Genomic DNA, 14011 nt, shown 5'->3' with positions numbered 1-14011 from the left:
TAGGCGTAGCAAAGGGGTTTTTTTTGTTTGATGTATTCCTTTTTTCAAAATATGGTTCAGTTTATTTTCGTTTTTTGTTTCTTTGTGCTTTAAAGCTAGCATCGCGTATAATTATGATGAGACAATTGCTATTGCGCCCGGGCGCTGAAGAGTTGAACTATGAGATCAGAGGGGTTGTAAAAAAGGCAAGACTGATTGAAGAGCTTGGGTATGACATTACCTGGGAAAATATAGGGGATCCCATACAAAAGAACAATACCATACCCACTTGGATGAAGGAAATCGTTTCCGAGCTTGTCCAAGATGATCATAGTTATGGCTATGCGGATAGCAAAGGCATGCTTGAAACCCGTAAATTTCTGGCCAATTTAAACAACGATAAAGGCGGAGTTAAAATAGAGGCTGAAGACATCTTGTTTTTCAATGGGCTGGGAGATGGTATTGCCAAATTGTACCAGTTCCTTACACCTACAGCACGGATCATAGGACCTTCACCTGCCTACTCTACTCATAGCTCTGCAGAAGCAGCTCATGCCAATTCAGCACCTTTGACCTATAAGCTGGATCCCGATAACAATTGGTATCCGGACATGGAGGACCTGTACAATAAGGTGAAATACAATACTTCTGTGGTAGGTATTTTGATCATAAATCCGGACAATCCTACCGGTATGGTTTACCCAAGAGAAGTATTGGATCGCTTCGTTGAAATTGCAAGAGAGTTTAACTTGCTTTTAATTGCAGATGAGATTTATCAAAATATAACCTATAATGGATATGAGGCCATTGGCTTGGCTGAAATTTTAGGTGACGATTTGCCGGGAATATCCTTAAAAGGTATCTCCAAAGAATTTCCTTGGCCGGGTTCCAGGTGTGGCTGGATGGAATTTTACAATAAACATACCTCAGAGGAATTCACCAAGCTTTGTATTACCCTTGAAAATGCAAAAATGATTGAGGTTTGTTCCACTACCTTACCTCAGCTTGCCATTCCCAAAATCATGAGTCACCCGGCTTATAAAGATTACAGGGTAACGGCAAATGCAGCGATTGGTACAAGGAGCAGAATCATGGAAGAAGTCTTGGGCAATGTAGCGGGAATTAAATTTAATAAAACCAAAGGTGCTTTTTACAATACTGTCATATTTGATGAAGGGGTATTGGATGAAGATCAGTTTCTTCCTGTGGAAAATAAAGCAATAAAATCCCATTTAGAGAAGTGGTTAGAAGAAAAGGATATGCCAAATGATAAGCGTTTCGTTTACAATTTGCTAGCCTCCGAGCGGATATGCGTTGTGCCGGTAAGTTCCTTTTGTTCAGACTTGCGAGGATTTAGGGTTACCCTTTTGGAAGAAAACGAGGACGTCTTTCGCAGTACCTTCGAAAGGCTTGCCAATAGTATAACTTCCTATCTGAACTCCTCCAAAAAGGTGCTTCAGGATCAGTAAAAATAGACTGGTGCTCTCTAACGTTTTTGATTGAATCTTGTGGGCTTTCTATACTGTCGATTTCAATAAATGGTCGAAGGTTTTTCGGCGCCAGTTGTATCAAGTCAGGTTGGCCGGCTAAAATCCAGGCACTGTACCAAAAGTCGGCAATAAGTTTGATCGTCTTTTTCATTTGCCTTTCCACTTGACCGGCTAACATTTGATGGTAGGCTTCGCTGAATGCTCTAGAATAAACCCTGGTGGTAATGCCTCCGCGGTTTTCATAACTGTATTTCTGGTCCTCCGGGAAATTATTAGTTAATGATTTCTCGAAACTAAATACTGAGTCTAAGGCAACATGGGCCATCTCAATGGCTTTCCAAATTTCATTTCTTGGATCATCCATGTATTCGGCTTTCCCAACAAAAAGATCATAATCTTGGGCAAACAATTCCGGTAGCCTGCTTTCCCAAAAGCCGTGGATTCCGTATTGACCTGTATTTTGGCCATTGTAATTTTCAGTGCTATGCAGGGGCACATTGATGTCGCCCAGGTAATGACCAAGATCAGCGGCTAATTTGAGAATGGCTTGGCGGTCTTTTTTTTGAAAGGCGTAGGTGAGGTATTGGAATGTCTGGTAAGTACTCCAGGGTGATATTCCATATTTTCTCAAACTGTCTTCTCCATGCAAAATCTTAGCCTCTTGCCATGATTTGGGCAGTTTAATGATGGCACTGTCGCCATAGACATCAAGGTCTATATAATGTTTTTCTGCTTCCCCCTGAACGGCATAGCGCCTTTTGTCCGGATTTACTGCTTTGTCAGAAATATAGGCTAAATTGGGCTTGAAAAACACCATTAGTTCCGGTGGGAGAGAGAATACTGCTTGACGATTGATTAAGCGATGCGCATAAAATCCCCAGGCGATAGCTTCTTGATGGCAGGTTAAAAATAGAAAGGTACAAAACAAATAAAGTCGCATATTTTACTTGTATTATAATGTCATCTATGAAAATAGTGAAAAAATCAGAGATTGTAAAATCTTCTATTCCTTCATATTTAAACAATTGTTTTGCAATTAAAAATAAAACAGCTAAATTTGCGATCCAATATTAAGCAAAAAAGGAAAAGTTAATTATATATAGTATGGCAAATCACAAATCGGCTTTAAAGAGAATTCGTGCAAATGAAGCCAAAAGGTTAAGAAACAGATACCAGGCCAAAACCACCAGGACTTTCATCAAGAGATTGAGAAATACTGAAGACAAGGCGGAAGCTCAGGAGCTCTTAAACCAGGTTAATTCCATGTTGGACAAACTGGCTAAGAAAAACGTTATTCATAAGAATAATGCAGCTAACAAAAAGTCCAAATTGACCAAGTTTGTTAACGCACTATAAGGTCTGTTTGCATTAGATATTTAAACCCTGCTTTTAAGTAGGGTTTTTTTTATGCCTATTTTTTTATATTTTTAATAGTATTCCCAAATAAATCAGCTGGTTAGCGTTTTTCTAAAAGCCGGGAATTGATTCTTTAAAGGATTTTTGTATCTATTATATGTGTTCTTTTTGCTTATGGATGATTACCGGTCAATAAGGATATCTGCCTTAGCAGAGGAGGATAGGCCTAGAGAAAAACTGCTACTTAAAGGTAAAGCCCAGCTTTCAGATGCAGAATTAATTGCCATTTTAATAGGCTCTGGTTCAAGAAACCTAAGTGCGGTAGATCTTTCCAAGTATATTTTGAAAAGTGTAAACAACGATTTGGCTCAGTTGGCAAGGTTGTCCGTAAATGATTTAAAGAAATTTAAGGGCATAGGTGAAGCTAAAGCTATAGGGATTGTAAGTGCCTTAGAACTGGGAAGAAGGAGAAAGGAATCCGAACCCCAAAAGAAAACAAAAATCACCTCATCGGCAGATGTCTACGCCTTAATGCGGCCGGAATTGTTAGATGAAACTATAGAGTATTTTTACGTTTTGTTTTTGAATCGCAGCAATGTGGTTATTAAAAAACAGTTGATAAGTCAGGGAGGTACTTCTGCTACCATTGCAGATCCTAAATTGATTTTTAAATATGCCATGGAAAACTTGGCAAGTGCCATCATATTGGTCCATAATCATCCCTCTGGAAATTTAAAACCATCCGGTGCTGATATAAGCCTTACCAAAAAATTATCCTTGGTAGGTAAAAATTTAGAGCTTCCGGTCTTAGATCATGTGATTTTCACAGATGTTGGCTATTTTAGCTTTGCAGATGAAAGTTTGATCTAATTTACTATGAATAAAAAATCTTTATTGTTTGTCATTGTTGGGGTGGTAGTCCTTGGCTCCCTGATATATACCTTTACAGGAACCACTGATCCTAAGCTGTATTTAGAGAATGTTGCCGCAGAAAGAGAGCGACAGTTTAAGTTCTTAAAGTATAATATTGATTCGCCTTTAGAAGAAGACCAAAAAAAAGAACTTGACTCTTTGGATTTCTATCCGATAGACCCATCCTATAAGGTTAGGGGAAGATTAGTGCCGGTGCCAAACAAAAGAATAGTTGAAATCCCTATGACGGATGGTACTTTAGAAAGATATATCAGGCACTCATTTGTAGAATTCGAATTGCAAGGGCAGTCTCTTAAACTACTATTGTTGCAGGCAGAAGACGAGGTGGATTTGAGAAACTTTTTTTTGGCCTTTGCAGATGGGACAAGTGCGGATGAAACCTATGGTGGAGGACGTTATATCAATCTTCGCCAGGACGGATCTAGTTCCATAACCATAGATTTTAACCTTGCTTATAACCCATATTGTGCTTATAACCCCGATTTTGCATGCCCGATTCCACCCAGAGAAAATATTTTAGAAATCCCTATTAGGGCAGGGGAGAAAAATTACAATAAATAATCTTTAAGTAGAGGGCAATTATTGTAAATTTGTATCTTAGTCAAAACCGTAATAATGAAAATTTCGATCAATCGACTCAAAGATTATATACCGTTCAATCAATCTACTAATGAAATTGCCGACCTGCTAACTGCCGGAGGCTTAGAAGTAGAAGGAATAACGACCTACGAATCAGTAAAAGGAAGCCTTAAAGGTATAGTAGTTGGAGAAGTGTTGAGCTGTGAGCCACACCCCAATGCAGATAAACTTAGACTCACCACTGTGGACCTAGGGGATGAGGTAGTGCCCATCGTTTGTGGAGCACCAAATGTTGCCAAAGGGCAGAAAGTGCCAGTAGCCACGGTTGGAGCTACCCTATATCCTTCCTCAGGTGAACCTTTTGTAATTAAAAAAGCCAAGATCAGAGGCGAAGTGTCTTTAGGGATGATTTGCGCCGAAGATGAGCTTGGACTGGGAGAAGGGCATGAAGGGATTCTTGTCTTAGATACCACTCTCCCAAATGGCAGTCCGGTAGGTCAGTTGTTTGATATCAAGGAAGTAGATGTACTTGAAATTGGCTTAACCCCGAATCGGGCAGATGCTGCTTCCCATCTGGGAGTGGCCAGGGATTTGAAGGCATTGTTAAACAAAGAGCTGGAATTAAAAGGAGTAGAAAGTTTTGCTATTGACAATGAGGATAAAATTATTAAGGTAAGCGTAGCGGACAGTAAAGATTGCCCCAGGTATTCAGGCCTGACGCTAAGCAATGTAAAAGTAGCGCCTTCTCCTAAATGGCTACAGGATTACCTTAAAGCGATTGGCTTGGAGCCAATCAATAATGTGGTAGATGCTACCAATTATATCCTACATGATCTTGGTCAACCGCTTCATGCCTTTGATGCTGATAAAATTCAAGGAGGTGAAATCAAGGTGAAAAGAATGCCTGAGGGAACAAAGTTTGTCACCTTGGACGGCAAAGAAAGGTCCTTGTCTGGCCAAGAGTTGATGATTTGTGACCAACAAGGAGGGCTTTGCATCGCAGGAACTTTAGGTGGGCTGGAATCAGGTGTAAGTAATGAGACAAGTACCATTTTCTTAGAAAGTGCTTGTTTTGGTACGGATGTGGTTCGTAGAGGAGCCCAATTTCATGGGATCAAGACTGATGCTTCTTTCCGTTTTGAAAGAGGTACAGATCCCAACATGCCTGTTTTTGCGCTGAAAATGGCTGCCATATTGATCAAAGAGCTTACCGGAGCCCTTATTAGTTCTCCAATTGTTGATATTTACCCTGAACCGGTAGCGGATTTTGAAATCCCAGTAAGTTATCGACATATTGATAGGTTGATTGGGGAAGAAATAGGCAAGGACAGGATAAAGCAAATACTAGAGGCATTGGAAATAAAAGTTACCAAGGAAACATCCTCCGGATTTGTGGCCATAGTAAAGCCCTACAGGGTGGATGTTACCCGAGAGGCTGATGTCATTGAGGAGATTTTGCGAATTTATGGATTTGAAGCCATTCCGCTAAAAGAAAATTATCAGGCAGACTTCTTGGCCGAGCATCCGGCAAAGGATGCCAATAAGTTACAGTACCGGGTTTCTGAAATGCTTGCAGGTATTGGTTATAGTGAAATGGTGACCAATTCTCTTAGCAAGTCTAGTTATGCTGAAAATGCTGCTTTCCTTGCTCCGGAAAAAGATGTCTTGATTCTAAATAAATTAAGTGAAGATTTGGGCGTGTTGCGACAAAGCCTGGTATTTACGGGTTTAGAAGTATTGGCACACAATATCAACAGGAGACAAAAAGACTTGAAATTATTTGAGTTTGGCTCGGTGTATGCTAAAGCTTCTGAAGGATATGAAGAAGGGAAAATGTTGTCCATTTTTCTTACCGGTAATGCAAGTCATGAAAACTGGATGCAGGCGGTAAAGCCTGTTGCATTTACAGATTTGTATGCTGTGGTTGAAGGATTGTTAACAAAACTAAACATTCCACAGCCCGAAGTAAATGTCATAGAATCCAGCCCCTTTTCTTTTGGCTTAACCTTAAAAGTCAACAAGCAGTTCATAGGCACAATAGGTCTTTTGTCTTCGGATATTTGCAAATTGGCAGATGTGAAACAAGCCGTTTATTTTGCTGAATTAGATTGGAACAGGCTTAACAAATTGGCTAAATCTCAAGGGAAATTTCAAGAAATTTCGAAATTTCCTGAAGTTAGAAGAGATTTATCTCTTGTAATCGATCAGGAAGTTACTTTTGATCAGATCAGACAAATGGCCACTAAAGTAGGAGGTAAATTATTGAAAAGAATCAATGTGTTTGACATGTACAAAGGGGATAAGTTGGATGAAGGCAAGAAGGCCTATGCGATGAGCTTTTATCTTCAGGACAATCAGCAGACCCTCACAGACAAGGTGATAGACAAGACAATGAGCAAATTAATGCATACTTTTGAGAAAAATGCCGGTGCTTTGATAAGGAAATAATATGAAGGTTTACGAGGAGCTTCAGCGGTTAGACAACCTGGCAGAACAGGTAGAAAATAAAGTAAAATTACTTGAACAGGAAAATACTGCCCTCAAAAATCAACTTTTGGTCTATCAAAAGAGACTTTCTGATCAGGAAGAAGCACTCGAAGATTTTAAAAATCAAATTAAAATTAGTAAAATTGTAAGAAACATACCGGTAGAAAATAAAGCGTCTGCTGAATTGAGGGGGAGAATTGATGACTATATAAAAGAAATCGATAAAATTATTACTTACCTGTCTGAATAATATGGATACACTTTCGATACGAATTAAAATAGGGGATAGAGAATACCCAATGAAAGTGAAAACCGATGAGGAAGCCAGAATCAGGCGGGTGGGTAAATTAATTAACGATAAAATAAAAAAGTACAGAGAGGAATTTGGACTGGAGGATCGTCAGGACTTGCTGGCAATGGTTGCTTTCGATTGCATGGTAGAGTTCCTGGAAATTAAGGAAGACCATACGGAAGGTAGCGAGCAGGTAAAGCAGGTACTCCAACATGTCAACAAAAACCTTGAATCATTGCTTTGATTCTTTTTAGTCTCTATTGCCCAAGCAAGGCAGTTACCCATTCTATCCGGTAGATAAACTCAAATATATCTATGGGAATTTCAATATACATTATTATATCCGGCGCTATTGGCGTTTTGATCGGGGGACTCCTGGCAGGATTATTTATTAAAAATAACAGTAAGAAAATTGAGGAAGAGGCTCGGGAAAGAGCCAAAAGTCTCATCCGAGAAGCTGAAATTACAGCAGAAGGGACTAAAAAAGATAAAATTCTTGAGGCCAAAGAAAAGTACCTTAAGCTAAAATCCGATTTTGAGGAAGAAGTAGGTAAGAAAAAGAACATTCTAATAACCAATGAAAATAAGCTCAAACAGCGCGAACAGATCCTTTCCAAGGAAATGGAGCATGTAAAACGCAAAGAAGCTGAATTAGACAGTAAAAAAGAAAACCTCAATGCCCAGCTTCATGCCGTTCAAATTCGAAAAGATGAACTTGATAAGGTAACCCACCAAAGAATTACTGACCTTGAAAAAGTAGCCTTGCTTACCAGAGAAGAGGCAAGAGAGCAATTGATAGAAATGCTTAAAGATGAGGCAGCCACCAAGGCTTCTTCTCACATTAAAGATATTTTGGATCAAGCCAAGCTTAGTGCAACCAAACAGGCTAAGAAAATTGTTTTGGATACCATCCAAAGAACGGCCACTGAACATGCCATAGAAAACTGTGTGTCTGTCTTCAATATTGAGAGTGACGATGTCAAAGGTAAAATTATCGGAAGAGAAGGACGGAACATTAGGGCGTTGGAAGCAGCCACCGGCGTGGAGATTGTGGTCGATGATACACCTGAAGCCATTATTATTTCAGGGTTTGACCCGGTTAGAAGAGAAATTGCAAGGTTGGCCCTCCATCGGTTGGTGCAGGATGGACGTATACATCCTGCCAGAATTGAAGAAGTGGTGGCGAAAACCGAGAAGAACATCGATGAGGAAATCATTGAAATAGGAGAAAGAACTTGTATTGACCTGGGGATTCATGGCCTACACCCTGAACTGATTAAGATGGTGGGAAGGATGCGTTTCCGTTCTTCTTATGGGCAAAACTTATTGCAACACTCCAGAGAAGTTGCTAAACTTTGTGCGACCATGGCTGCCGAGATGGGCTTCAATGCCAAATTGGCTAAGAGGGCAGGTTTACTTCATGATATTGGTAAAGTATACCCTGAAGAAGCAGAATTGCCACATGCCATCCTAGGTATGGAGCTGGCCAAAAAGCACAAGGAGCATCCTGAAGTCATCAATGCCATAGGTGCTCACCATGATGAGATTGAGATGACTTCCATGTTGTCACCAATTGTTCAAGCATGTGATGCCATCTCTGGATCACGTCCGGGTGCCCGTAGGGAAATCATGGACAGTTATATAAAAAGACTTAAAGACCTGGAAGATTTGGCCTTGAGTTTTGAAGGAGTCAACAAATGCTTTGCCATGCAAGCTGGAAGGGAATTGAGAGTGTTGGTGGATGCCGACAATGTGAACGACAATACAGCAGGTAATTTGTCTTTTGAAATATCTCAAAAAATTGAAAAAGAAATGCAGTACCCGGGGCAGATTAAAATAACTGTAATTAGAGAAATGAGATCAGTGAATTATGCCAAATAATAGCTAATAATTATCTGTTTTCGTTTTGTATAAAAGGCAATTATTCGTTTGGAATAATTGCCTTTTTTTTGATGAGGGATCAGTAAGTTTGGTATTTTTAATAATAAACCTGGATCAATATTTTTTCAAAAAAAAGGATGTAAGGGGGTAGACCTTAGCTCCTGAATGCTTACCAATTATAGCTTTTAGTTTTATTAATGAGCTAATATTTTTGATTTTGAAATTATTTTTTTAGTTTTAATAGAATAAGCCTTAATGACTTTGTAGGTTTGGGTACGGTTCACGATGCTGAAGTAGTTTTGGATTTGCCTATTAAAGGTTGATTTAAGTATAAGGCTGTATGTCTTTTTACCTGTAGGAATATTTAATAGCCTGAAATAGAAGGTTACGATATATTTCTATAAGATTGCAGCAATTAGGAATAAATGGCACAAGTTTAATATTAGGAACTTTACATAAGGGAGATAAATGACACCTTTTCGATTAGTAATCATCTTTTTTGTTGCCTCGATTATTGGGATTGCATTGATCCCAAAATTATCTGTGGACTTAAATCCTCCGGAAAAAGAGCCTGTACTGAATATTAGCTTTGCTGTCAACAATGCTTCCCCGGAAACGGTTGAAAAACTTGCAACATCTCCTTTGGAAGGAGCTTTTACCCAGCTTTCTGAACTTAAAAAAACCACATCCACATCCAATTATGATAACGGCAATATCCAGTTGCGGTTTGACAAGCATACGGATATGGAATATAAGAAGTTTGAGGTAGCCGCTTTGATCAGGCAAGTTTACCCGTCCCTTGACAGCAAGGTCAGCTACCCCAATGTAACCCAATCGTCTCAAAGAAGTATTCAAGAGAAAAAGCCGGTAATAACCTATAGTATTAATGGCCCCTTTGCTTCTTTTGAAATAAAAAAAATAGCAGAAGATGTGTTGGTGACAGCACTTAATGAAATTGAGGAGATTGAAACAATTGAGATACGAGGAGCCAATGATCTGTACCTTTATGTGGTATATGACATACAAAAATTGCAGGCCTTAAAATTTTCAAGGGCTACTTTGGAGAATAGGATTAGAAATGCTTTTGGACGAAGTTATCCGGGCTTGGCCATGAATGTGTCAGGAGAGTCCATGTTTATGGAAATCGATCGATCCATTACAAATAAAAGGGCATTGGAAAACCTTTTATTGGGAAGGGTAGAAGGGAAAGCAATTTACTTGAAGGATGTGGCCACACTTACCCTGGAAGAGTCAGCGCCTCGGAGCTTTTACAGGATCAATGGTAATAACTCGGTAAACCTTACCATAACTAATAGGGATGGTGTAAACAAGGTCTTGCTGGCCCAAAGAATAAAGGAAATAGTGACCGCCTCAAAAGTAAACCTTCCGGAAGGGTTTGATGTAAGGCTTGAATTTGACGACACTTCCTTTTTGGATAAGGAACTCAACAAGATCTATAAGCGGTCAGGATTATCGATTTTGATTTTGGTGATATTTATTTTCTTAATCAATAGAAATGTAAAATACCTGATTACTCTGTTTTTAGGAATAATTGTCAATGTTAGTTTAACTGTGATTATTCTTTACTTATTAAAAGTGAATATTCACATGTATTCACTGGCAGGCTTGACGATTTCATTTGGTCTGATTGTAGACAATGCCATCATCATGATTGATCACTTGCACAAGCACAAAAACAGAAAAGTGTTTTTAGCCTTGCTGGCTGCTTCATTAACTACAATTGTGGCCTTATTAATGGTCTTTTTATTACCTGAAGACGATAGGAGAAATCTAGGAGAGTTTTCGGTGGTTGTTGCTGTTATGCTTGGAGTTTCACTATTGGTGGCTTTGCTTTTTACTCCTGCCATGTACGATTTGCTTTTTGGAGAAAAGCAGAAGTCTGCGAAAAGACTCACCATAAATCAGTTGAGAAAAAGGGTAGTAGCTTTTTCCAAGTTTCAGCAAATTATTGGGTTTACAGCAAGGTTTAGAAAAACCTTTATTGTCCTCCTTGTTTTATTGTTTGGGCTACCAGTATTTTATCTTCCTTCAAGCTGGGAAGGACAAGAGTGGTACAACAAGACTGTAGGGAATAGTTTTTACCAAGAGGAGATCAGGCCTTATATAGACAAGTCACTGGGAGGCTCTTTTAGGATGTTTGTTCGAGGTGTATTTGAAAAGTCATCATACAGAGAAGCAGAAAGAACGAGATTGTATGTAAATGCTTCCTTGCCTTTTGGGAATACCCTGGAACAAATGAATTTTATCATAAAGGAGTTTGAGGTATTTCTGAAAGGGGTGGAAGGTGTAGATAAATTTGTGACTACAGTAAGTTCTGGTCAAAACGCGCGCATAGAGATTACCTTCAAAGAGGAGCATGAAACTTCTGCACTGCCATATAGATTGAAGGGAAAACTTGCCATGAAATCTACAGATTGGAGTGGTGTACGTTGGGGTATCTATGGCGTTGGCCAGGGATTTTCAACAGGGCCGGGAGGTGAGGGGATTCCTTCCTTTAGAGCAGAAATGAGAGGGTATAACTATGCAGAGCTAGAAAATCAATCCGAAATCTTGGCGGAAAAATTGTTGGCACACCGCAGAATTCAAGAAGTGAATACCAACGAGCGACGAAATTATTATGACAAGAAGACTGAGGAATATGTTTTAAGGTTTGACCAGCAAAGACTGGCCATGGCAGGTGCCAACCAATATGAAGTGGTTACTGCACTTAATGATTTGTCGCAACATGAACAACCATCCCTAATTTTGGAGCTTGATAATGATAAATTTGGAGTTGTTGTTAAAGAGAAAAATTCTGATCGATTTTCAAAGTTTGATCTGGAAAGGAGTAGTTTAATATCCAGTGAAAATAAAATTTTTAAAGTTTCAGGTTTTGGTGCTTTGACCAAAGAAAGCACTACCAATGCTTTACACAAAGAGGATAGGCAATACATTAGGTTGGTTTCATTTGATTATATGGGCTCAGCAAAGTTTGGGGGAGAATACCTGGATGAGGTGATTGAAGAAATGAAAGCTTCCATGCCTATCGGTTATTCGGTTAGCAGGCAATCTTATAACTGGAGTTGGAACCAAGCCAAAAGGCAGTACAGTTTGTTGCTGGTGTTAATTGTGGGTATTTTCTTTATTTGTTCTATTCTATTTGAGAACTTTAAACAGCCATTGTACATTATTTTTATAATCCCCATTTCTTTTATTGGCCTATTTCTAATTTTCTCACTGTTCGACTTCTATTTTGATCAAGGAGGCTATGCAGCTTTTGTTATGTTAGGAGGTTTGGCAGTAAATGCAGCCATATTTATAGTAAACGATCTCAATAATCGAAGAAAAGGCAACTACAACCGGAATGTTTTGAAAGCCGTGGGGGGGAAGGCAACTCCGATTTTATTAACCGTACTTTCAACATGTTTTGGGTTAATACCTTTTGTAATGGAAGGGCAGGGAGAGATTTTTTGGTTTTCGCTGGCCATAGGGACTATTGGAGGCTTGGTGTTTAGCATGGTAGGCGTATTTTTAGCCTTGCCTGTATTTTTATGGAAGAAGGGTATTTAAAAGAAGCTAATCGCTCCAGATCAGGTGGAATTTTACTTTTTATTGTTATGCCTCTATCTGTTTATCGTTATTACTATATAGTAGATATTATTCTGATTTGAAATTACTGAGTTCAATGAGTATTTCAGGGGGCTACTGATAAGAATTTAAACCCAAACGATCACAAATGATACATTTCCGCCATTGCTTAGTTTCTGCATTTATCCTGTTTAGTTGTTCCTCTGAAAACAAAGACCAAGGGCAAGACCCGGAGCGTAAGATGGCCTTTGTTTTAGTGGACAGTGTTGTAGTAGATGTTCTAGAACCCTTAGTTATTGATGATCAACAATTATTGGGTGAAGCATTTTTAATGAGAGGGAGAAATAGTAGAAATCCATATTTCGTGAATAAGAATGGTAAAGTCATTAAGGCCTACGATTTACTAAATGAAAGTCCAAATGGAATTGGATTCAATGGGGCTTTTGGTTACAGTTTTTTGGGAGAAGGTAAGTGGGTAGCTAAAGATCTATTATACAGGTATCAGCTGTATGACCTAGAAGGCAAAAAAGCAAAAGTGATGGAGTCCATAAACTTAGGGCTTTATAGTATGACCATAAGTTTTTACCAAACCTTTTTTAGGGGATTGATAAAAGATGGAGAAGAAATTCTTTTTGGGATTGAGGGTAATTTATTTGATCTAAATTCCTTACCTAAGGAGAACCGGGACAAGCCTATTTATTACGATTCTGTAAAAACGATCTTTACGTACAGGGTAAAGGACCAATTTCTCAAGCAGATGAATGCCTATCCTGCAACATGGGAACCAAGGATAGAGCGAAAGTATGTAGGGAATTCAGCCCCATTCATTGCTTATCATAGAAGCAAGCATCTGATGGCCGTACTCCCTAAAGTGAGTAATCAACTGTTTATTTATGATTTTTCCGGAAATGAACCTGTTCTTTTACATGAGGTAACCCTTAGGCATAAGTATAGGCCTCAGATAATTCCTGAAATCGCTGAAGAAGAAGAATATACTTCTTCTTACCCTCGGTTTACAGGACTTTGGTTTGTTGGGGACAAGATTATTGTTGAGTTTAAAACCAGAATTCCCGAAGATATTTTAAAAAGTTTAATGGCTAAATCACCGATGAGGGTTGATGAGTTGCCGGAGTTCCAAGAAGCGAAAAAGAAATTTGTGAAGACTTTTTATCTGGTAATTGAGGATGGCAAGCAAATAGGCGTGGTGGAAGGGTTGTCTGTTCCCGGTATGTTGGATTATACCTCAGAATCAGGTGAAATTTATGTAAATGATAATATAAACCCCGAGGTGGAACGGGAGTATAATGTGTTTTATCGGTTAAAAATTAAATAATAGGTGTAAAAAATAACCTCATAATTTGAAAAGTCTGTTAAAAACGGTTTTATCGGTGTAAAAAATAATTAAAAAAAATTAAATTTTGATTTT

The 14011-nt window shown here is 38.8% G+C and carries 11 protein-coding genes; 10 read left to right on the top strand and 1 reads right to left on the bottom strand.

The features are described from left to right. Positions 1-116 precede the first annotated feature (116 nt). Positions 117-1448, top strand: a complete 1332-nt coding sequence (locus ACYVHJ_RS06450; RefSeq protein ID WP_460513696.1) for a pyridoxal phosphate-dependent aminotransferase — start codon at positions 117-119, stop codon at positions 1446-1448. On the opposite strand, the gene ACYVHJ_RS06445 is transcribed toward ACYVHJ_RS06450, so the two are convergent. Beyond that, positions 1339-2409 (bottom strand): zinc dependent phospholipase C family protein, encoded by a 1071-nt coding sequence (locus ACYVHJ_RS06445; protein WP_460513338.1) that lies wholly within the window; start codon positions 2407-2409, stop codon positions 1339-1341. The genes ACYVHJ_RS06450 and ACYVHJ_RS06445 overlap by 110 nt on opposite strands. 164 nt (positions 2410-2573) lie before the next feature. Between ACYVHJ_RS06445 and rpsT the strand changes: the two genes are divergently transcribed. The 9 genes from rpsT to ACYVHJ_RS06400 all read left to right on the top strand — a co-directional run bounded on the left by rpsT (position 2574) and on the right by ACYVHJ_RS06400 (position 13918). Continuing rightward, positions 2574-2825, top strand: coding sequence for a 30S ribosomal protein S20 (gene rpsT, locus ACYVHJ_RS06440; protein WP_041934949.1), 252 nt, complete (start codon positions 2574-2576; stop codon positions 2823-2825). A gap of 174 nt (positions 2826-2999) precedes the next feature. Next, positions 3000-3695, top strand: a complete 696-nt coding sequence (gene radC / locus ACYVHJ_RS06435) for a RadC family protein (RefSeq protein ID WP_339905894.1) — start codon at positions 3000-3002, stop codon at positions 3693-3695. Between the two features lie 6 nt (positions 3696-3701). Then, on the top strand, positions 3702-4319 hold the full coding sequence (locus ACYVHJ_RS06430; protein WP_460513335.1) for a DUF1684 domain-containing protein: 618 nt from the start codon (positions 3702-3704) through the stop codon (positions 4317-4319). A gap of 54 nt (positions 4320-4373) precedes the next feature. Next, complete coding sequence (gene pheT, locus ACYVHJ_RS06425) at positions 4374-6785, top strand: phenylalanine--tRNA ligase subunit beta (RefSeq protein WP_460513333.1); 2412 nt, start codon at positions 4374-4376, stop codon at positions 6783-6785. 1 nt (position 6786) lies between these two features. After that, complete coding sequence (locus tag ACYVHJ_RS06420; protein ID WP_460513331.1) at positions 6787-7074, top strand: hypothetical protein; 288 nt, start codon at positions 6787-6789, stop codon at positions 7072-7074. Between the two features lies 1 nt (position 7075). Continuing rightward, on the top strand, positions 7076-7360 hold the full coding sequence (locus tag ACYVHJ_RS06415) for a cell division protein ZapA (RefSeq protein ID WP_014018888.1): 285 nt from the start codon (positions 7076-7078) through the stop codon (positions 7358-7360). Positions 7361-7431: 71 nt separating this feature from the next. Beyond that, a complete protein-coding gene (gene rny / locus ACYVHJ_RS06410) occupies positions 7432-8997 on the top strand; it encodes a ribonuclease Y (RefSeq protein WP_149393957.1) in 1566 nt (521 codons plus the stop codon). A gap of 468 nt (positions 8998-9465) precedes the next feature. Continuing rightward, positions 9466-12567, top strand: coding sequence for an efflux RND transporter permease subunit (locus ACYVHJ_RS06405; RefSeq protein WP_460513328.1), 3102 nt, complete (start codon positions 9466-9468; stop codon positions 12565-12567). Between the two features lie 166 nt (positions 12568-12733). Continuing rightward, positions 12734-13918 carry a hypothetical protein gene (locus tag ACYVHJ_RS06400; RefSeq protein ID WP_460513325.1) on the top strand — a complete coding sequence of 395 codons (1185 nt, stop codon included), beginning with the start codon at positions 12734-12736 and terminating at the stop codon, positions 13916-13918. Positions 13919-14011: the final 93 nt, after the last annotated feature.

The sequence above is a fragment of the Cyclobacterium sediminis genome (genome assembly GCF_054781075.1).
The sequence above is the reverse complement of the archived record's forward strand: the minus strand, read 5'-3'. Positions and strand labels throughout refer to the sequence as shown.

Excerpts from the sequence above, each read along its gene's own strand:
- ACYVHJ_RS06420 (WP_460513331.1), top strand. The coding sequence starts at position 6,787 with ATGAAGGTTTACGAGGAGCTTCAGCGGTTAGACAACCTGGCAGAACAG.
- ACYVHJ_RS06430 (WP_460513335.1), top strand. The coding sequence starts at position 3,702 with ATGAATAAAAAATCTTTATTGTTTGTCATTGTTGGGGTGGTAGTCCTT.
- ACYVHJ_RS06400 (WP_460513325.1), top strand. The coding sequence starts at position 12,734 with ATGATACATTTCCGCCATTGCTTAGTTTCTGCATTTATCCTGTTTAGT.
- radC (WP_339905894.1), top strand. The coding sequence starts at position 3,000 with ATGGATGATTACCGGTCAATAAGGATATCTGCCTTAGCAGAGGAGGAT.
- ACYVHJ_RS06405 (WP_460513328.1), top strand. The coding sequence starts at position 9,466 with ATGACACCTTTTCGATTAGTAATCATCTTTTTTGTTGCCTCGATTATT.
- ACYVHJ_RS06450 (WP_460513696.1), top strand. The coding sequence starts at position 117 with ATGAGACAATTGCTATTGCGCCCGGGCGCTGAAGAGTTGAACTATGAG.
- pheT (WP_460513333.1), top strand. The coding sequence starts at position 4,374 with ATGAAAATTTCGATCAATCGACTCAAAGATTATATACCGTTCAATCAA.
- ACYVHJ_RS06445 (WP_460513338.1), bottom strand. The coding sequence starts at position 2,409 with ATGCGACTTTATTTGTTTTGTACCTTTCTATTTTTAACCTGCCATCAA.
- ACYVHJ_RS06415 (WP_014018888.1), top strand. The coding sequence starts at position 7,076 with ATGGATACACTTTCGATACGAATTAAAATAGGGGATAGAGAATACCCA.
- rpsT (WP_041934949.1), top strand. The coding sequence starts at position 2,574 with ATGGCAAATCACAAATCGGCTTTAAAGAGAATTCGTGCAAATGAAGCC.
- rny (WP_149393957.1), top strand. The coding sequence starts at position 7,432 with ATGGGAATTTCAATATACATTATTATATCCGGCGCTATTGGCGTTTTG.